The 16856-nt window shown below is 59.1% G+C and carries 25 protein-coding genes; 7 read left to right on the top strand and 18 right to left on the bottom strand.

The window, feature by feature from the left end:
* The first annotated feature begins 24 nt into the window (after positions 1 to 24).
* Entirely contained in the window at positions 25 to 2097 is a 2073-nt protein-coding gene (locus IDH41_RS03020) for an LTA synthase family protein (RefSeq protein WP_190858140.1), read from the top strand.
* Positions 2098 to 2242: 145 nt separating this feature from the next.
* On the opposite strand, the gene IDH41_RS03015 is transcribed toward IDH41_RS03020, so the two are convergent.
* The 13 genes from IDH41_RS03015 to IDH41_RS02955 form a co-directional block, all read right to left on the bottom strand.
* Positions 2243 to 3634, bottom strand: coding sequence for a PDZ domain-containing protein (locus IDH41_RS03015; protein WP_190858139.1), 1392 nt, complete (start codon positions 3632 to 3634; stop codon positions 2243 to 2245).
* A 52-nt stretch (positions 3635 to 3686) separates the two neighbouring features.
* Positions 3687 to 3986, bottom strand: a complete 300-nt coding sequence (locus IDH41_RS03010; RefSeq protein WP_190858137.1) for a hypothetical protein — start codon at positions 3984 to 3986, stop codon at positions 3687 to 3689.
* Positions 3949 to 4563, bottom strand: a complete 615-nt coding sequence (locus IDH41_RS03005; RefSeq protein WP_190858135.1) for a DUF3990 domain-containing protein — start codon at positions 4561 to 4563, stop codon at positions 3949 to 3951. Before IDH41_RS03005 ends, IDH41_RS03010 begins: the two co-directional genes overlap by 38 nt.
* Positions 4564 to 4685: 122 nt before the next feature.
* The gene (locus IDH41_RS03000; protein WP_190858133.1) at positions 4686 to 4916 is read right to left on the bottom strand and encodes a DUF1450 domain-containing protein; all 231 of its coding nucleotides are present in this window, start codon (positions 4914 to 4916) and stop codon (positions 4686 to 4688) included.
* A gap of 43 nt (positions 4917 to 4959) precedes the next feature.
* Positions 4960 to 5262 carry an iron-sulfur cluster assembly accessory protein gene (locus IDH41_RS02995; protein WP_190858131.1) on the bottom strand — a complete coding sequence of 101 codons (303 nt, stop codon included), beginning with the start codon at positions 5260 to 5262 and terminating at the stop codon, positions 4960 to 4962.
* Between the two features lie 45 nt (positions 5263 to 5307).
* Entirely contained in the window at positions 5308 to 5547 is a 240-nt protein-coding gene (locus IDH41_RS02990; protein WP_190858129.1) for a hypothetical protein, read from the bottom strand.
* Positions 5548 to 5641: 94 nt separating this feature from the next.
* Complete coding sequence (locus tag IDH41_RS02985) at positions 5642 to 6529, bottom strand: M14 family metallopeptidase (RefSeq protein ID WP_190858127.1); 888 nt, start codon at positions 6527 to 6529, stop codon at positions 5642 to 5644.
* Positions 6530 to 6702: 173 nt separating this feature from the next.
* Positions 6703 to 7512 (bottom strand): glutamate racemase, encoded by an 810-nt coding sequence (gene racE / locus IDH41_RS02980; protein WP_317890674.1) that lies wholly within the window; start codon positions 7510 to 7512, stop codon positions 6703 to 6705.
* A 195-nt stretch (positions 7513 to 7707) separates the two neighbouring features.
* Positions 7708 to 8115 carry a YtxH domain-containing protein gene (locus IDH41_RS02975; protein ID WP_190858124.1) on the bottom strand — a complete coding sequence of 136 codons (408 nt, stop codon included), beginning with the start codon at positions 8113 to 8115 and terminating at the stop codon, positions 7708 to 7710.
* The gene (locus tag IDH41_RS02970) at positions 8102 to 8644 is read right to left on the bottom strand and encodes a DUF948 domain-containing protein (RefSeq protein ID WP_190858122.1); all 543 of its coding nucleotides are present in this window, start codon (positions 8642 to 8644) and stop codon (positions 8102 to 8104) included. Before IDH41_RS02970 ends, IDH41_RS02975 begins: the two co-directional genes overlap by 14 nt.
* A 181-nt stretch (positions 8645 to 8825) precedes the next feature.
* Positions 8826 to 9470, bottom strand: a complete 645-nt coding sequence (locus IDH41_RS02965; protein WP_190858213.1) for a helix-turn-helix transcriptional regulator — start codon at positions 9468 to 9470, stop codon at positions 8826 to 8828.
* A gap of 97 nt (positions 9471 to 9567) precedes the next feature.
* Positions 9568 to 9987 (bottom strand): DUF86 domain-containing protein, encoded by a 420-nt coding sequence (locus IDH41_RS02960; RefSeq protein ID WP_190858121.1) that lies wholly within the window; start codon positions 9985 to 9987, stop codon positions 9568 to 9570.
* 139 nt (positions 9988 to 10126) lie between these two features.
* Positions 10127 to 10414 (bottom strand): Dabb family protein, encoded by a 288-nt coding sequence (locus IDH41_RS02955; RefSeq protein ID WP_190858118.1) that lies wholly within the window; start codon positions 10412 to 10414, stop codon positions 10127 to 10129.
* Positions 10415 to 10536: 122 nt separating this feature from the next.
* On the opposite strand from IDH41_RS02955, the gene IDH41_RS02950 reads away from it, so the two are divergent.
* Positions 10537 to 10800, top strand: a complete 264-nt coding sequence (locus IDH41_RS02950; RefSeq protein ID WP_190858116.1) for a hypothetical protein — start codon at positions 10537 to 10539, stop codon at positions 10798 to 10800.
* 60 nt (positions 10801 to 10860) lie between these two features.
* On the opposite strand, the gene IDH41_RS02945 is transcribed toward IDH41_RS02950, so the two are convergent.
* From IDH41_RS02945 to IDH41_RS02935, 3 genes are all read right to left on the bottom strand, one after another.
* Positions 10861 to 11250, bottom strand: a complete 390-nt coding sequence (locus tag IDH41_RS02945) for a cupredoxin domain-containing protein (RefSeq protein ID WP_190858114.1) — start codon at positions 11248 to 11250, stop codon at positions 10861 to 10863.
* A 133-nt stretch (positions 11251 to 11383) separates the two neighbouring features.
* Positions 11384 to 11785, bottom strand: coding sequence for a hypothetical protein (locus tag IDH41_RS02940; RefSeq protein ID WP_190858112.1), 402 nt, complete (start codon positions 11783 to 11785; stop codon positions 11384 to 11386).
* An 88-nt stretch (positions 11786 to 11873) separates the two neighbouring features.
* Entirely contained in the window at positions 11874 to 12266 is a 393-nt protein-coding gene (locus tag IDH41_RS02935; RefSeq protein WP_190858111.1) for a phage holin family protein, read from the bottom strand.
* Between the two features lie 189 nt (positions 12267 to 12455).
* On the opposite strand from IDH41_RS02935, the gene IDH41_RS02930 reads away from it, so the two are divergent.
* From IDH41_RS02930 to IDH41_RS02910, 5 genes are read left to right on the top strand one after another with little or no spacing between them, the layout of a single operon-like run.
* Positions 12456 to 13475, top strand: coding sequence for a potassium channel protein (locus tag IDH41_RS02930; RefSeq protein WP_190858109.1), 1020 nt, complete (start codon positions 12456 to 12458; stop codon positions 13473 to 13475).
* A 6-nt stretch (positions 13476 to 13481) separates the two neighbouring features.
* Positions 13482 to 13964, top strand: coding sequence for a hypothetical protein (locus tag IDH41_RS02925; RefSeq protein ID WP_190858108.1), 483 nt, complete (start codon positions 13482 to 13484; stop codon positions 13962 to 13964).
* Position 13965: 1 nt separating this feature from the next.
* Positions 13966 to 14286, top strand: coding sequence for a hypothetical protein (locus IDH41_RS02920; RefSeq protein ID WP_317890673.1), 321 nt, complete (start codon positions 13966 to 13968; stop codon positions 14284 to 14286).
* A 4-nt stretch (positions 14287 to 14290) separates the two neighbouring features.
* A complete protein-coding gene (locus IDH41_RS02915; protein WP_190858106.1) occupies positions 14291 to 15601 on the top strand; it encodes a glutathionylspermidine synthase family protein in 1311 nt (436 codons plus the stop codon).
* A 27-nt stretch (positions 15602 to 15628) separates the two neighbouring features.
* Entirely contained in the window at positions 15629 to 16033 is a 405-nt protein-coding gene (locus IDH41_RS02910; RefSeq protein WP_190858104.1) for a DUF350 domain-containing protein, read from the top strand.
* An 88-nt stretch (positions 16034 to 16121) separates the two neighbouring features.
* Here the strand turns inward: IDH41_RS02910 and IDH41_RS02905 are convergent, their stop codons facing one another.
* Together IDH41_RS02905 and IDH41_RS02900 are read right to left on the bottom strand one after the other, a co-directional pair.
* Positions 16122 to 16502, bottom strand: coding sequence for an SRPBCC family protein (locus IDH41_RS02905; protein ID WP_190858102.1), 381 nt, complete (start codon positions 16500 to 16502; stop codon positions 16122 to 16124).
* A gap of 121 nt (positions 16503 to 16623) precedes the next feature.
* A complete protein-coding gene (locus IDH41_RS02900) occupies positions 16624 to 16854 on the bottom strand; it encodes a hypothetical protein (RefSeq protein ID WP_190858100.1) in 231 nt (76 codons plus the stop codon).
* Between the last annotated feature and the right edge of the window lie 2 nt (positions 16855 to 16856).

Genomic DNA, 16856 nt, shown 5'->3' with positions numbered 1-16856 from the left:
ACAGAAAGAAAGGAATATACCCTTATGTTTCCGAATCAACGCAGCCTGGCCCGCCGAGGCATGAGCACGCTTCTGGTTTGGCTGGAGAGGCTGAAGGCGGTCGACCTTCTTTTGTTCGCCGCCGTCATTATGGCGAAGCTCTATTTGTTCTCGCAATTTATCGGAATGACCAAGTTCGAAATGACCGACAAAGACAAGTTAATCGAGCTGGGCGCCCTGATGCTGCTCAGCTTCTGGACGATCTGGCTGCCCGCGCGGGGCCGGATCGTCGCCCTTATCGTCCTTAATCTTATCGTTTCTTTCGTTTTATACGCGGATATGATCTACTTCCGTTACTTTCAGGACTTCATCTCGGTCCCGGTGCTGCTGCAGTTCAGCCAGGTCGATTCGCTCGGCGGAAGCATCGGAACGCTGCTCAGCTGGAAGGACATCGTTTTTTTCATCGACTGGATGGTTATCGTGCCGTTCGCGGTATACGTCATTTGGTTCGGACGCCGGGACTTGCGTTCGGCGGGCCCGCCTCGCGGCGCGTCTCCGGTTTGGCTGAAGGCTGCTGTCCGGATCGTGCTCAGCGCGGTTATTTTCACCGTCGGGACATCGCTGTACTTCTCGAACGTGAACGAAGCGAAGCGCACATGGGGGCAAGGCATCTTCGTCGGCAACTGGTGGAACCTGTCCATCTACAACGTGACGGGCGCGCTTGGCTTTCACGGCTATGACGTATACCGGTACGTGAAGCAAAACTATTTGGACGCGGCGACGGTCACAGCCGAGCAATCGTCGGAGGCGAAGCAATGGATCGAGGAGCGGGGCGACCTTCGCGGCGCGCTGGAGCAGGACCCGCTCTTCGGGGCATATGCCGGCAGCAACGTCGTCATGGTGCAGCTCGAAGCGTTCCAAAACTTTATGGTCGGCAAATCCATCGGCGGGCAGGAAATTACGCCGAACCTGAACAAGCTCATCGACACGAGCGCGTATTTCAGCCAGTTTTACCACCAAACCTCGCAGGGAAGAACGTCCGACGGCGACTTTGCCGCGAACTGCTCGATGCAGCCCGTGACGAACGGCTCCGTCTTCATCCAATACGCTTCCCACGAGTTTGACTGCATGTCCAAAATTTTAAAAGAACGCGATTACGCGACGACGGTATTCCATCCCTACGAAGGCGGCTTCTGGAACCGGAATACGATGTACCACAATATGAAATACGACAAGTTTTACAGCCTGAAGCACTTTATCCTGGACGAAAAGGTTGGCTGGGCGCTCGGCGACAAATCGTTCTTCCGTCAATCGATGGACGTCGTCGCCGATCAGCAGAAGCCCTTCTACTCGTTCATGATTACGCTAACCAGCCATCATCCTTATACGATGCCGGATACGGAGAAGAAGCTGGACGTCGGCAGCCTTGACGGGACGATCATGGGCGATTACCTGCAAGCCGTCCATTACGTCGATGCGGCGATGGGCGAGCTGGTCGACCGCATGAAAGAGGAAGGGCTGTGGGATAACACGATTTTCGTCGCATACGGCGATCATGACAACTCGATCAAGGACTGGAAGCTGTTCGAGACGTTCCTCGGCAAGCCGCTCAGCGATCTCGATCGGGAAATGATTCAGAAGCAGGTCGCGATGTTCGTCCATCTGCCGGGAGACGGGCAGGCGGGCACGCACGCGAACGTCGCCGGGCAGCTGGACATTACGCCGACCATCCTGCATCTTCTCGGCATCTCGACCGCCGACCGTTACATGATCGGGACGCCGCTGCTGACCGCGCAGCCGCTCGAAGGCAAGAAGGTCGTCCTTCGCAACGGCGCCTTCACGGACGGCACCGTCTACTATATGCCTTCCGGCGACGGAATTACCGAGAACGGCAAATGCTGGAATATCGCGGCCGGCGCCGCCGGCGACATGAACGCCTGCCTCGGCGCCATCGAAGACGCGCGCACCGAGCTGAACATGTCCGATCAGATCGTCATGAGCGATTTGATCGACGACTTCAAGAAGCAAGGCGCCGTGGAAGCGCGCGCCGGCGGCGGCGATGACGGCGAAGCGGCCGTTGCCGCTCAGGTCGAAGCGGACGCCGAAGCCGTCCGATAACCAGGCGCTGCGCGGCTGCCGATTAGCACGGACAAGTCGCCGCCGAATCCCTTGCGCCGCTCCGGTACGAGACGTTCCGCGGCGCAACAAAATAGACCCCTCATGGAGCTTGCCGTTCGGCAGGCCTTCCTTGAGGGGTCTTCGTTTATTTTCGGTGCTGCGCAAGCCATGCCAGCACGTCGTCGATCGTCTTCGCCGGCACGATGTTCAGGTCCGGCGCGGCGCTTCGCGCATCCGCCTCGAGCGCGGCCGGCACGAAGAACACGTCGGCTCCGGTACGGCTTACGGCATAGGCCTTCTGCTTAATGCCGCCGATAAGCCCGATCGATCCGTCCGCCTCGATCGTCCCCGTCCCCGCCACCTCGTTGCCGAACGTGACGCCGCCCGGCGTCAGCTGGTCGACGAGCGCCAGCGTCAGCATCGCGCCGTGCGACGGGCCGCCGATGTGCGCCATGTACCGTTTGTAGTCGACGTCGCGGGGAATATCCAGCCGCAGCTCCGTCTGGACCGACACGCCGAAGACCGGCCGTCCGGACTGGTCGTCCGCCGCCGCGGCCTCGAGCGTGACCTGCACGGGGCTGCCAGCCCTTCGCACCGTGACGTCGACGATTTGCCCCGGCTTCACCGATCCCGTCATATAATCGGCCAGCTCTTCGGTCGATTTGACCGAGTAGCCGTCCAGCTGCTCGATTATATCGCCTGCCTGCAGCCGCCCGTCGGCCGGCATGCCCTTGACCACCGCGACGACCCTCACCCCGATCGAAGCGATCCCGCTTCCGACGCCGGCCTTCTCCATCGCGACGGCGGCGGCAACGGCATTCGCGTCCGTCTTCATCATGACGACCTGGGTATACGTCTCGGTAAGCGGCGGCTCGTCCTCCGGCCTTTTCACGAACGCATACTGCGGCAGCAGCCGCGCGTACAGCCAGTCGGCCGGCACCGCCGGCCGGTCGAACACGAGTACGCCATTGACGGTTCCGCCCCCGACGCCGCCCTCAACCCGCGCGTAGCGGTTCATATCCAGCGTCATGCCCGGATAGGTAACCAGGTAGCCGGTCGGACAGAGCAAAGCCGCGTACAAGGCCGCGCTTCCAAGCAGTACGGCCAGGCTGCGCTTTCGCTTCCCGCAGACCAGCATGTCCAGCGCTAGCAGAGGCATCGCTGCCGCAATGACGCCGATCGTCAAGACCAGCTCGTCCGTCGCGAACAACGCCATGTACGTTCCGGCGAAGCCAAGAAGCGTGATGGCGCAGCGCAGCAGCAGCGGCAGCGCCTGCCCGGCTCGAACGATCCGGACTCGCTCCCCGGGCAGCCGTCCCCTTCTCTGCCCTGCGATTCCGACGATCGCCCCGGCCGTCCAGCATAACGGCACGAGCGCGACGGCGTAATAGAGCCGGTCGATCATCTCGATCCACTGCATGCCGCTTCCCGTCCGGAGCGGCGCGGGCAGCCATATGAGCTCCGCCGCGGCCAGCAAGGCGATCGACGCGGCTAGTCCGATGCCGTAGTACAACGCCGGCTTTTGCAAGTTACGCATCTGTTCTCCCCCAAGCCAAAAAAAAGACCCGACTTTACTCAGGTCTCGAGTCCTATTTCGTTTGCAAATATTGGCGTTCCACCGGGCCGATGCCACTGTCCCTAAGCTCGCCCTTCTCGATGTCGATAATTCTCTCCAGCCATTGGAGCGGCGGATGGTTCATGCGGCGCGCGCGGTCCAGCAATCTTGCGTAATGGCCGCAATTGTCGTAACCGCCGAGCTTGCGCACGACCGCGATGTAATCGACGACGAGCGCCCGGGCGTCGGCCGGTGCATAGCCGTAATCCTCGACCAGCGCTTCGACGATGCCGCGCTCATACACGCTTAGCCTGACCTGCGATTTCGCTCTCATGGTACATCCACCTGCTTCCCGTATAAATATGGTAGCCCAGCAGCCTCAAATGGGACTCGAAGCGCTCCGAGCAAAAGACGACTTGATTGCCTAGACTTAGCGCGTCCAGCCTCTTCCCGCTGCGGGACATCGTAATTTGTTCATAAAACCAACGGTCGTCTTTCTTTAATTGTACCGCTTTATGTACGATTTTTCCAGTGTCATTGTCCGCCATCGGGCCGATGACGACGTCCGGGTGGCGTTCGCAAGGGTCGGTTCCCTTAACGGCCGCCCGGCGGTGCGCGTAAATGAAAGAAGCCCAGCTCGGCGAATCGGACAGGAACAGCAGCGGCTCCACCCGCTCCGGCAGCGAGGCCAGCTCGATGACGAGCACGCACGGCCGACCTCCGTCCCACGACTCCTTCGCCGCCTTATGCGACCATTTGCGCGCCTGCGCGATCGATATCGTCGTATAGAAGCCTTCGCCGAAATCCCTGCCCGGCCGCCAATACGGCGAATGCAGCAGCCTGCGCTCGAAGGATTGCACCGTATCGCTCGTCGTTCCGTGGTACAGCAGCTGCGGCGTTGTAATATCCACCTTCGATTCTCCTTTCCGTCCGGACCCGAAGCCGCCCGCGCCGGACGCAAAAACCCGAACGCGCGATTTGAACAGGCGTCGGGTCTTCGGATGTCATTTTCTTATGAAGGATGCAGTCCTGCCTACTTTTTCTTCTTTACGTAAGGAAGGGCCTTCTCGATCGCCTCGTCCTCGGTCGCCCCCTTCACGTAGCGTCCGTTTACGAATATAAAGGCGTAGCGGGCGCATGGCCCGCAGTATGATTTGCAGCCGACCTTGACTTCCGCATCCGGCACGAGCTTCTGCAGCTTCGGCACGACCGTCTTCATCTTCATGTGCTTGCATTTGTCGCAAACCCTTATGTCGTTAACCATTATCCATCGCCCTATTCCACGCGTTGCTTTGATGTCTGCCCGTTTAGTGGTCGCCGTGATTGCCCATGGAAGGATTCGTAACGGCGAAGCCCTCTTCCGGCACATAGAAATAATCGATGCGCACGCCGTCCAGGAACGCGTTGTCCTTCTCCAAAATAACGTCGATTCCTTTGTCCGTCGATACGACTTCGTCCCGGTCAGACGGCACGTCGATGGCCATGCCGTAATGGGCATGGTCGCCGTGCGCGTGCGTCACGTAGATGCGAAGCATTTTGCCTTCGTTCTCGGGCTTGGCCAGCTCCGATTGGATCACTTTGGCGGCGTTTTTGGAAATTTTGCATTTCATTGAAATCCAGCTCCTCTTATTTGGATGCCTAGCGGCAAAAACTCACTATTTCCCATTATACTTTCTCTCCGTTCTGCGGGCAAACCATTCCGCCAGAAGCATCGTAACGGCGATATCGTCGATCGGCAGAAACGGCAGCGGCAGAACGTCCGGCAGCACCCAGTAGAGCAGCGCGGGAACCGCAAAGAGCAGCTTGTCCCCCAAAGAAACCTCGCTCGACCTGAGCAGCCGGTAAATTCTCGCAAACGTCTTCTGCCAATGGCGCAGCGACAGCAATTTTCGCATCCGTTCGACCACCTTCGCTTATCTTTGCGCCTATTATACCACAAGCGGCCGCCATTACTAAGCCGGACCGGACGGTACGGCCGGAGGGCGCCCGTCATAGACGAAGCGCCTCCAGCAGCAGCGGCTGCAGCTCGACGTAAATTTGATCGAAGCCGCCCATCGGCAGCGGATTTTCGCCGTATCCGGCCTCGACGGTAAACCCGGGACGGCGGTATTGCTGAATGAACCAATCCTTGTAGCCCGCGTCGCTCCCGCTCAGCTTGACCGGCTTGTAGCCGCTTGCACGGCCGAGCCTCCCGGCCAGCTCTTCCGCCTCGGCCGGCTCGTAGTCGCGGTAGTTCCAATAAATTTCCCGTCCTTGCGTATGCAGCGCCAGCACCATATCGAACGGGATCGACTCCGTAAAGCGGGCCATCGCGGCCGCTTCGGGCTCGCTGAGCGGATACGGACCCGGATAATCGCGCGGTCCCGGTCCCTCCACACCTCTGCGCTTGCGCTCCTCTTCCCAAAAAGCGGGAAATTGGTCGTTCAAGTCGACGCCGCGAATATTCGCCTTCCAGCCGCTGAACCGCTCCGAGCCGCCGTTCCATTCGAGCAGCAGCCGGTGCCACGGATGCGTGGGCGGCGCACCTCGCTGCGTAAGCTCCACGCCGTCCGGGTTGACCATCGGGACGACCCAAAGCGTAACCTGTCTGCACAGACGTTCCGCCTGCTGGCCGCAGATCGGCTCGCCGGTGGCGTATGCGGCGGACAAGTCGGCCGCGAAGCGCATCAGCAGCGCGGACGTGATCCATTCGTTCGCGTGGAAGGAGCCGTTCATATGAATTTGGCGAGGACCCCTGCCGCAGCGAAGCGCGAGCAGCGGCTTGCCCATGACGCTATGCCCGATCACGTAGGCGGAGACGAAGGAATATCTGCCGACCAGCTGCCTTGCGCCCTCCACCAGATCGAGGTAACCGAAGCCTTGTTCCTCCGAAAGCAACGCAATCCCCTCCTCCGTATATGTTCATTGCTATCATGCTATGCAAAGGTCTCCCTGTCCTATGAACCAGGCCGCCAATCGCTCTTAGGGCGAACGGTTTCGCTTCAAGTAAAAAGGACCGTTCCGCAAGGTTTATCGCCTTGCGAAACGGTCCTGTCATCGCCAGCCGCATGTCAAACGATAACCGGCACCTGCCATACGACGGGCGACAGCTCGATCTGCTCGCCCATCCACTGCTGAGCGATCGCTTTGAACAGATGCGGCTCGCCGCTGCAAAAAAATTGATGCACCGGCACCTGCCCGCCGCGCGCGAGCCCCATCCTGTCCTGCAAAATTTTTCTGATCTCGAGCGCGGTCTCTTCGGCCGAATTGATCAGGCTGACCCGCTCACCCATCACTTCGGATATCGTTTCCGTCAGGAACGGGTAGTGCGTGCATCCCAATATCAGCGTATCGATCGGATATCCGCGCAAATGCCCGATGGAGTTCCGGACCGTCTCGTACGTTTCCGGCGAGCGGAAGTTCCCTTTCTCCACGAGCGGCACGAACTTGGGGCATGCTTCGCTGACGACCCGGACGTTCGGCGACAAGCCGCGCAGCGCCTGCTCGTACGCGCCGCTCTTAATCGTGCCTTCCGTGCCGATAACGCCGACGCAGCCCGTAACCGTCTGCCCGATCGCCGCCCGGGCGCCCGGGTTAATGACGCCGACGACGGGAACGGCAACTCTCGAGCGGATATCGTCAAGCGCGACCGCCGTTGCCGTATTGCATGCTATAACAATCATTTTGGGACGAAATTGAATTAAGTAACCGACGATTTCTCGCGTAAATTTGACAACCTCATCCGAAGATCGCGGGCCGTACGGTGTCCGAGCCGTGTCTCCGAAGTAAATCAGTTTCTCGCGCGGCAGTTGGCGCATCACTTCCTTGGCAACGGTGAGGCCGCCTACGCCGGAATCGAGTATCGCAATCGGTTGCTGCACAAACACACCGCTTTCTTGTAACGAATGTATAGAATTGGAGACAGAATAGCATATGAATACGGGCTCGAAAACGTACCTGCCATCCGGTGCGAAAAACCGGTTGCCGAGTTTGCCCCTTCTTGTCATTGCATACCAAAAAATGACATCCAACCCCTCTCGGGTTGAATGCCATTTTGTAGTTCCCGCCTGCTTCGGCTATTGCTCCTTCGATACGGCCGCTTCCGTCTCCCCGGCTTCTACGGCGTCGATCGCGCTCGTTTCAAGGCCCGCGTCCGTATCTTTGACGTTGATGACGATTCCTTGGCCGCCCTCTGATTTATTCCAGCCTTTGACGCTGCTGACGACGCTAGTGGCCGCGAGTTTCGTCTTGCCGGCAAATTCCGCCGCCTGGCCGCCGATTTGCTTCGCGATGCTCACCGTCGTATCGGTCACCTGACCGGCGACCTTCGCCGTGGCGCCGCCAACCTTCTGCGCGCCTTCGGAAATATCCTGGCGAAGCTCCTTGCCTGCCTTCGGCGCGAGCAGCAGCGCCGTTACCGAACCGATTACGCCTCCGGCCAATGCGCCGAGCAAAAATCCTTTTGTTTGTTTACGTGTTGACATTATCGTCGCTCCCTTCGTTCTTAGCGTGCCCTTCGTCTCTTCCGCTTGATTCAGGCTTGCGTTCCGGCTTCGGATCATGCACGGTCCCCGCGGGAGCCGCGGCCTTGCGGCTAGTTTGCCACAGCTGCCACGCCGCCATTCCGAGCTCCGCCCACTCCAGCGCCTCTTCGACCTGCCGCTTCGTCGCCGCGCGATTCGCATGCCGCTCCGCCGATTCGGACAGCACGGACGATACGCGTTCGACCGCCGATGTCGTATGCGCGATCGCTGCGCCGACCTGGCCGGCCGCTTCGAACAGCCTGCCTGCCGATTGAAGATGCTTGTGCGCTTCGCGAATCGTCGCTTCCGCCGGCGCCGCGAGCCCGCTTAGCTCTTGCGCCAGCTTATGCACGTCCCGCTGCATCGCTTCGGCCGAAGCCTGCGCCCGCGCCAGCCTGCCAAGCGCCGAGCGCAGCGCGATCAGCATGCCGATCGCCAGCAGGACGAATGCGCCCGCGGCGACCGCCGCGCTCCATGCGATAACCTCCATGATCTCCCTCCTCCGGCGTCATCTAGACGAATGCCCACTTGCGTAATGACATTATAAGCAGCATGGGCTCGTCTTGACACACATGGGACGCCGATAAGCAACAAAAAAAGGCCGTTCGCCGCGAATCCGCCAGGATCCGCTTTAAACCGCCTTGCTCTATCCAACCGTATGATTCCCCTCGTTACCCGATTCGGTAGCTGCACTTGCCTCCGCCCTTGGCCAGGCATTCCGTCCGTTCGACGGGCGCCTCGAGCAATGCCTTGAACAAGGACAGCTCGCATCTGCAAGCTTGCTGATACTCGCCCGCTACTTGCGCGATCGGGCAATTATATTCATGGAGCATGTAGCAGCCGCCCTGCTCTTCCGTCTCGACCATATAGCCGCCCGCGTTCTGGATGGCCGCGAGCTCCTCGACCCGCTGCCCCAGGCTTTTGTCGGCCATGCGCGGTCCGTACCGGTCAAGCAGCTTTTTCTTGCGGCCTTCGAATACCCGGTCGACCAGCGATGCCGTCTCGGGATCGCCCGCCAGCTCGCTCAGCAAATCGAGCGCAAGCAAATGATAATTTTTCGGAAACAGCTCATCCGCTTCGGCCGTCAGCTCGTAGGCGTGAAGCGGCCTGCCCATTGCCTGGCGTACGGCCACGGTCGTCACGCTTCCTTCGCTCTGCAGCGCGTACATATGCCGCCGAATCGCCATTTCCGTCAACCCGAGCTGTCTGGACAAATCGCCGGCGCTCATTCTGCCGTTCGTCTTCAGCAGCAGCAATATCCGCTCGCGCGTCGAGCCGTCTCCGCGCGAATCCGCCGCCGAACCCGCGGCGCGCATCATTCCGTTCCGCTTCAACCCTTCACCACCTCTGAGGCTTGATAGCGTCATTGTAACGTATTTTGACGGTTTCGTAAATCAAGCGCATTCCGCCGTTCTACAGCTCGCGCGCCAAGTAGTCTTCGGCCGCCCGCTTGAAAGCCGGCAGCGCCTCGATCAGCTTCGGCGTCATCGGATGCAGCTCGCCTCTCGGCCACGAATAATAGTCCTGCACGAGCGGCTTGCGAAGCTTCACCAGCTCCGTCAGCGTCTCCAGCAGATGCGCCGGAAACACGCCCTCCTCGCCCGTTATTTCGATAATATCCTCGTAGCTGCTGGCGTCCCTCATAATAAAGCCGTCAATGAAGAAGCTGCCCACGTCGGTAATCGTCTCGATCGCCAGATGCAGCGCCCTCTCCTGGGCCAATCCTTCCAGCACGCTTCCTTGCCAATTGTCGGCCAGCGACCGCAGCGCGGACGCGATGCCCGGCAGCGTCTCCAGCCTTACGGCAATTTGTTCGCGATTCACATAATACATCGTCCGTCGCCCGCCTTCAGCCTTGCTTCTTTTTTCTTGCCTTCCGCTTCAACCATGCCACCATGACGATGCTGCTGATGATGATCACCAGCAAATAAGTCATGATTTCGTACACGTCTCTCATTTCGCCCAACCGCCCTTAGCTTTCGAAATCGACGGCGACGGATGCTTCGCGGACCTGCGCCATATGCTCGATGACCTTCTTATGTACCGGATGTACCTGATAAGCCTCGAGCGCCTCGAGCGATTCGAATTTCGTAATGAGCGCGATGTCGTAGGAACGGTCCGAATGCAGCACGTCGGTGCCGACCTCGATCGACTTCAGCTCCCCGATCTTCCCTTCCATGTCCCTTAGCACCTGCGCGGTGCGCGCCACGCTCTTGGCGCTGCGGTCCTTCAGCTTGAAGCAAACGATATGGGTAATCATTCGTGGTTCCTCCCCTTAATTAAGCGAATCGGGTGAATCGCATGAGTTTCGTCCTTTTGTCACATAATAACCCAAGCAGTCGCATTACGGCAATCTTTAAACGTGAAGGAGAACGGTACGTCATGCGCTATCCCGTTACCATTGCAGCGACGATCATCGGAGCTGCTGTCTGCTTGTACAATTACACCGGCTACGACCCGCACAACCTCGTATTCTTCATGCTCAGCGTTCCCGCCTGGATCGTCGACATGTTCGTCGACGTGCACGAAGTCAGCGTCCTGCTCATGTACGTGCTTACGATCGCGACTTGGGCGCTGCTAGGCTATATCGCCGACTTGCTCATCGCGCGTGGGCGGGAGCGCGACCGTCGCCGCGAGCCGCTTTGATTTCAACAAAAAGGAGCCTTTCGGCTCCTTTCGCATGTTTACGGTCATTGCGGAAGCGGCTTACGCCGCTTCTATGACGAGCTTGGACTCCATCGTCGTATGTCCTTGACCGCACGGTATGGAACAATAAATGCGATATTCGCCCGGCTCCGTGAATTCCAGATCCGTCTCCGGATGGTCGTTGTCCAGCGCCACGTTCAGCTCATCGATGTGAATGCCGTGAATACCGCTTTTATTGGAAAGCTTCAGTCTCACTTTGTCGCCGACCTTAGCCGTGTATACCGGTTGGTCAAATACGAAATCGTTGGATGCAACGACCTTCATCAGCACCATGCCTTCAGGAAGCGAGGCGGACTCGTCGACCGGCTTGGCAGGAAGGGCGAATGTGAGCAAATAAACGCCCAGCAACGACGCCGCTGTAAACAAAATAAACATAATCCACTTGTGCATTGCTACGTGTCCCCTTTGCGATCATAATGTCTACCACTTATATTACATAAGATCGTCCGAAGTTCTCAACCTTAAACTGCGGAAAGGGGAAAAGTTTTTTCGTCTTTTTGACAAAACCATGAACAATTCGTCACTAACCGGACAAATATTGCTTCAGCACGCGCTCGGACTCGGCCTTCACGAACCCCCACAGCATGAAAAAACGGTGATGGTAGCCCCGGCATACGTATCCGGCGTGCAGGCCGTCCGATTCCCGCTTCTCCTCGTACACCTTGATGCCGCCCGCGCGGAATTCCCTCCGGATCGCGGCCAGATCGAGCAGAACCCGGTCCTGCATGCCGCGCAGCATCGATTCGTAGAACCTCGGCAGCTTGATCGCCGATGTTCCGATCACGCGGATGTCGTGGTCCAATATGCGCATCACGATGCCCAGCAGCACGAATCGCTTCACCAACTCGAGCTCATCCTCGGTCTGCACCGGCGGATGCGAAGCCGTCTTCGCCGCGCCGCGCACTTCTTCCTCTTTAGCGGCCATATGCCACCCCTCCAAACAAGAACGTATGTTCTTATTATAGCGAGATCCGGCGGTTTCATGCAAGCCTAATTCCGGCAGGCGCCCTTTCCTATCCTTTGTCCTTCAGCACCTCGATCATTTTTCGAAGCCGATCCGGCATCGGCAGCCCGATCCGCCCGTAATTTTCGGTAATGGAAATAAGCTCATTCGCAATATAAAAGTAAATAGCGGCACCCATCGTCACGTTGCTCGTCTCCAGCAAAATATCGATGCGGTGGGCCAGCAGGACGACGAGCAGCGACAATCCTTTGCGCGCCAATCCCCAAGCGCCGAACATGCTGCTCAGCCCTTTCTTTTCTTTAATAGAAGCGGCGACGCCCGTAATATAATCGATGCCCATGGCGACCAGCAGCAAAGTAAGTGATTCCATCCAACTTCCGAAAGCAAAGGTAATGACCGATCCGACCAGACCGCTGACTGAGCACAGCCAAACCAATGCCATTATTCGCCACCATCCCTTCGCTCAAGATAGGATAGTATATGCGCCGGCGGCGGTGGTTGTCCCTCGGGCTGTCCGACATACGGCCGTCCGTCTAGCCATTCGCCTACTCTTTGCTACTATTTTCCTATTGGAAAATGCTAGTATAGTCTGTAAGGTGTATATGAAAGCATTCCAATCGAGGTGACCGCGATGCCGCTATTTTTGAAGCTGACGTTCAAGCTTCTTCGGCTCAACCATTCTTTGATCGTGCTGCTCACGCTGCTGCTCGTGCTCGTAAGCTCGACGCTGGCCTTCCTGCTGGAGCCGGATACGTTCGGCAGCTGGTTTAACGCGCTGTGGTGGGTCATGACGACGGTCGCGACGGTCGGATACGGCGATTATTACCCCGCGACGGTGCCCGGCAAAGTGCTCGCCATGCTGCTGTACGTATTCGGGATCGGCCTGCTCAGCCTATTGATCGGCAAGATCATCGATTCCTTGGCGGAGCTGCAGCGGAGAAGGGAAGGTGGCAAATTGAAATTTCAGGGCGCAGGGCATGTCATCGTCATCAATTGGAGCAAAAAAGCGCAGCTGGCCGTCGAGGAGCTGCTCGCGTCGGAAGCGGCGCTGGCCGTCGTCGTTGTCGATGACGGCGCCAAGCATCCCTTCGACCACCCCAGGGTGCATTTCGTAAGCGGCGATCCGTCGTCCGCCGAAGCGCTGGAGCAGGCCGGCATCCATCATGCCCGATCGGCCATTATTTTCGCCGATCCGCGGATCGACGATTCCTCGCTCGTCGACGGCAAGTCGCTGCTGATCGCCTCCAGCATCGAGCGGGCGGCGCCGGCCGTCCATACGACGGTCGAAATCGTGCTCGAGAAGCATATTCTCAATTTCCGCCACGTACAAGTAAATGATTTTATTTTGTCGCATGACGCGGTATCCAGGCTGGCGGTGCGCTCCGCGCTGAAGGAGGGCAGCGCCGACTTGTTCACCCAGCTGCTGAGCCGGACGTACGGCGAGGACGTGTTCGAGGTACCCGCCGATCCGGCATGGGTCACCTACGGCGACGCCTTCCGGTCGCTGCTCGGCATGGGCGCCACGCTTATCGCGGATCGGACCGACATGGGCATCAACCGCAAGCTGGAATCGCCGATTCCTTCGGACGCCCGCTTATTCGTCATTACCGATGGCGAGACCATTACGAAGATACGATCAGAAAGGCGGTAGTTTACGGTGGATTTCCCGCTGGCTTATTACGAATGGTCCGAACCGGACCAGCGCGTCGTGCGGACGATCGTGGAGACCCGCGTCGCGCACGACGATGTTTTTGTCCGCAAGCTGGTGAACGCGACCGCGTTCCGCAACGGCTTATACGAGCATACGGCGAACGAGTGCGAGGACGGCTTGCGCCATTCCGTTTACGTCAAACCCTTCGGCGAATGCGACGATGCCGTATACGGGCGGGCCATATTGGCGGCCCTTCACGAATATTGCTCCGTCTCCCCCTATATGGAGGCGGAATTTTTGCTGTGGAACGGCTCCCGCTTCAACCCTTGCATGCTCGGACAGCGGCCTCCCGCGGGTCCGCTGGAATTCGCGCGGCTTCTCCTCGATCATTACATCGTCAGCGAGGAACGCTCTTATGAAACGATCTATACGATTTACGACCTGGACCGCAGCAAAATCGTCGTTTTCTTGAAAGGGGTGAATCCGTAAAATGCAGGACGAACACAACAAACGGCAGGCAAGGGAAAGCAAGGCGCAGCCTTCCGGGACCGCTGTCCCGAAATGGCGCAGGAACGGGCAGAAAGCGCTTGCCTTCGCGCTGATGCTGACCGTGCCGGCCGCGCTCGGCGGCTGCAACACGGGCGCGCTGGGCAACGAATGCGACGATTACGACAGCGACGGGTACTGCGACGACGACGGCTCCAGCACGTACGTTTCGGGCGGCAAAACGTACAAAAAGTCGTCGAGCTACAAATCCGGTTCCAGCTCCAAAGGCTTCGGCAGCTCCGGAATAATCGGCAGCGGGGGCTAAGCGGATGCAGCGCGTTATCCCGCTTCCGATCCCGCACGACGAGCTGTTCCAAGGCGAGCTTGCGCGCCGCATTCCTTATCACCGGATGTACGGCAAACAGTACTGCCTTCCTTCGGTCGCGCGGTACTCGGGAGCCGAATACGAGGAGCTCCGGTCCGCCTCGGAGCAGATCGACCGCATTTACCGGAAGGCGCTCCGGTTCGCCCAGCGGCATTTGCCCGATGCCTTCCTGACCGGCCAATTGGGCGTCCACCCTTCCCTGCTGCCGGCCGCGCGCGCCGAAATCCCGCATCACGGCATATCCCGGCAGGACTGGATCGTAACGGAGCGCGGGCTGAAGTGCATCGAGAACAATACCGACACCCCGACCGGCATACCCGAGACGGCATTCCTCGGCAACGAGGTCGTGGGCCGGCATACCGCTCTCCGCTCCGCGTCCGAAGGGATGCGGCCGGCGATGAAGCAGGCGTTCGGCGAGCTGATCGCCCATTACCGGAGCGCCGGCCTGACCGGAACGATCGGCTGCGCCTGCTACGATTGGCATTCGGAGGATCAATGCAACACCGAATACGTGCTGGACGTCATCCGGGAGCTCGGCTATCCGGCCGTCTTCGTCCCGCTCGACCGGCTCGAGATCGTGAAGGGCGTAGGGCTGTTCGGCGGGGGCGAGCGCATCGACATTCTGTACCGGCTTTATCCGCTCGAATATTTGATCCACGACGAAGACCCGGGGACGGGCTTCCCCGTCGGCGAAGCGCTGATGGAGCTCGCCCTGCTCGGCAAGGTGGGGCTCATCAATCCGGCGCAGAGCGTCATTACGCAAAGCAAAGGCTTCATGGCGCTGATCTGGGCGCTGTTCGAGCGCAACGACCTGTCCGCGGACGTGCTCGGCCATCCTCTCTTCAGCGACGACGAGCTGGCGGCCATTCGAACGTATCTGCTGCCCACCTATTACGAGAATACCGTATTCGCCGGAGAGGGCATTCCTTACGTCGCCAAGAGCTATTGGGGGCGGGAAGGCAAGGGCACGACGCTCTACGGAGCGGACGGCGAAGCGGAAGGCGAGGAATGGGGCCGGCCGGAGGACAAGGACGCGGACGAGATCAAGCGCTATTACGGCAGCCAGCCTAGAATCTACCAGCAGCGCATCGCGATGGAGGAAACGGACGTACATACGGAGGACGGTCCGTACCGCGGCTGCCTGTTGACGGGAGCCTACGTCATCGGCGGCCGCTTCGCCGGGCTTCTGCCCCGCGTCGGCGGCAAAATTACCGGCGATTTGGCCTACTTCTGCCCGGCAGCCGTAACCGAATAGATCTTATCCAATTAGGAGGAACACCGAATGAATGAATATGTTCAAAACGCGGTGAACGTGGCCGTCGGCCTCGTCATTCTGCTCGTCGTCCTGTGCGTGGGCGCGTTCGTATTCGGCAAGCTGACGCGTTACAACGACTCGGAGCAAATCAATAAAGGCAACCAGGCGGCCGGCATGTACATGGGCAGCAAGCTGCTCGGCCTATGCATCATCGTCGCCATGGTGTCCTACAGCTCGCAGGACTGGATTTCCATGCTCGTATGGTCCGCGATCGGCATCGTTATTTTGTGCCTCGTCTACCTGATCTTCGATTTCCTGACGCCGCGCTTTAAAGTATGTGAGCAAATCGAGCAGGGCAACATGGCGGTCGCCCAGCTGCTGCGCTCCGTCATCATCGGCGTATCGATCGTAATCGGCACGTTTTTGATGTAGCGGCCAAGCGCAGCTGCAGGCAGCGCGGTTCGCGCAAAAAAACCAGTCTGAACGCGGATTGACGCGCAGGACTGGTTTTTTTTGCTTTTTAAACGAACGGGATTTCCTTGCCCTCGACCAATGCCTTCAAATTGGCCAGCGACATTTCAAAGCCCTCCGTGTTCGCCGTAACGCCGACTCCGCCGCTCTCCTTGGCCAGGACGAAGGAAACGAGCATATCGGCCGACTCGACACGGAAGGCGAATTCCTTGTTCGGCACGGCTTTCACGATCGTAAGCGCCATCGGGAGCTTCTCGGTCAGATGATTATGGGCGCTTGGCATTAACGTAAACGTTGCTTTCTCCCCCTCCGCCAGCTTGGGGATTTCCCAAGGCGAGCCCGGCGCGTACCATTGCGCGAGCTTGTCCGGATCGGTCAACGCCTCCCATACCGCCTCCGGCTCGCCATTGATTAAGACGGTTAACCCCATCATTGCTCCTCCTTTCGTTACACTGCCTTCATTCGCTCGTCCAGCTGCTCGAGCGCGAGAAACCGCCCGTAGTGGAGGTGACGCTGCACTTCGATTTGTCATGTTCGTTCCGCTCCTCCCTTTAGGCAGCGGTGCCTGCTCCGCGGCCCGTATAAACGCAAAAGGAATCATCGCTCTCATAGGCGTGATTCCTTCGGTGCTTGTTATGCAGCTTCGTCTGCTTCTCCATCAGCGTCGGCGTCTTCTTCGTGACGGGATTGACGCCCTGCCAGCCGACCCTGAGCCGATCCGCCGCAAGCTTTCCTTGCCGCGCCAGCTTCCGTCTTGCCTTGCCCGATTTGCTCGTGGACATCT

The sequence above is a fragment of the Paenibacillus arenilitoris genome, from assembly GCF_014705655.1.
Classification (GTDB): domain Bacteria; phylum Bacillota; class Bacilli; order Paenibacillales; family Paenibacillaceae; genus Pristimantibacillus; species Pristimantibacillus arenilitoris.
The sequence above is the reverse complement of the archived record's forward strand: the minus strand, read 5'-3'. Positions and strand labels throughout refer to the sequence as shown.

Excerpts from the sequence above, each read along its gene's own strand:
- IDH41_RS03020 (WP_190858140.1), top strand. The coding sequence starts at position 25 with ATGTTTCCGAATCAACGCAGCCTGGCCCGCCGAGGCATGAGCACGCTT.
- IDH41_RS03015 (WP_190858139.1), bottom strand. The coding sequence starts at position 3,634 with ATGCGTAACTTGCAAAAGCCGGCGTTGTACTACGGCATCGGACTAGCC.
- IDH41_RS03010 (WP_190858137.1), bottom strand. The coding sequence starts at position 3,986 with ATGAGAGCGAAATCGCAGGTCAGGCTAAGCGTGTATGAGCGCGGCATC.
- IDH41_RS03000 (WP_190858133.1), bottom strand. The coding sequence starts at position 4,916 with ATGGTTAACGACATAAGGGTTTGCGACAAATGCAAGCACATGAAGATG.
- IDH41_RS02995 (WP_190858131.1), bottom strand. The coding sequence starts at position 5,262 with ATGAAATGCAAAATTTCCAAAAACGCCGCCAAAGTGATCCAATCGGAG.
- IDH41_RS02990 (WP_190858129.1), bottom strand. The coding sequence starts at position 5,547 with ATGCGAAAATTGCTGTCGCTGCGCCATTGGCAGAAGACGTTTGCGAGA.
- IDH41_RS02975 (WP_190858124.1), bottom strand. The coding sequence starts at position 8,115 with ATGTCAACACGTAAACAAACAAAAGGATTTTTGCTCGGCGCATTGGCC.
- IDH41_RS02970 (WP_190858122.1), bottom strand. The coding sequence starts at position 8,644 with ATGGAGGTTATCGCATGGAGCGCGGCGGTCGCCGCGGGCGCATTCGTC.
- IDH41_RS02965 (WP_190858213.1), bottom strand. The coding sequence starts at position 9,470 with ATGCGCGCCGCGGGTTCGGCGGCGGATTCGCGCGGAGACGGCTCGACG.
- IDH41_RS02960 (WP_190858121.1), bottom strand. The coding sequence starts at position 9,987 with ATGTATTATGTGAATCGCGAACAAATTGCCGTAAGGCTGGAGACGCTG.
- IDH41_RS02955 (WP_190858118.1), bottom strand. The coding sequence starts at position 10,414 with ATGATTACCCATATCGTTTGCTTCAAGCTGAAGGACCGCAGCGCCAAG.
- IDH41_RS02950 (WP_190858116.1), top strand. The coding sequence starts at position 10,537 with ATGCGCTATCCCGTTACCATTGCAGCGACGATCATCGGAGCTGCTGTC.
- IDH41_RS02945 (WP_190858114.1), bottom strand. The coding sequence starts at position 11,250 with ATGCACAAGTGGATTATGTTTATTTTGTTTACAGCGGCGTCGTTGCTG.
- IDH41_RS02940 (WP_190858112.1), bottom strand. The coding sequence starts at position 11,785 with ATGGCCGCTAAAGAGGAAGAAGTGCGCGGCGCGGCGAAGACGGCTTCG.
- IDH41_RS02935 (WP_190858111.1), bottom strand. The coding sequence starts at position 12,266 with ATGGCATTGGTTTGGCTGTGCTCAGTCAGCGGTCTGGTCGGATCGGTC.
- IDH41_RS02930 (WP_190858109.1), top strand. The coding sequence starts at position 12,456 with ATGCCGCTATTTTTGAAGCTGACGTTCAAGCTTCTTCGGCTCAACCAT.
- IDH41_RS02920 (WP_317890673.1), top strand. The coding sequence starts at position 13,966 with ATGCAGGACGAACACAACAAACGGCAGGCAAGGGAAAGCAAGGCGCAG.
- IDH41_RS02915 (WP_190858106.1), top strand. The coding sequence starts at position 14,291 with ATGCAGCGCGTTATCCCGCTTCCGATCCCGCACGACGAGCTGTTCCAA.
- IDH41_RS02910 (WP_190858104.1), top strand. The coding sequence starts at position 15,629 with ATGAATGAATATGTTCAAAACGCGGTGAACGTGGCCGTCGGCCTCGTC.
- IDH41_RS02905 (WP_190858102.1), bottom strand. The coding sequence starts at position 16,502 with ATGGGGTTAACCGTCTTAATCAATGGCGAGCCGGAGGCGGTATGGGAG.
- IDH41_RS02900 (WP_190858100.1), bottom strand. The coding sequence starts at position 16,854 with ATGTCCACGAGCAAATCGGGCAAGGCAAGACGGAAGCTGGCGCGGCAA.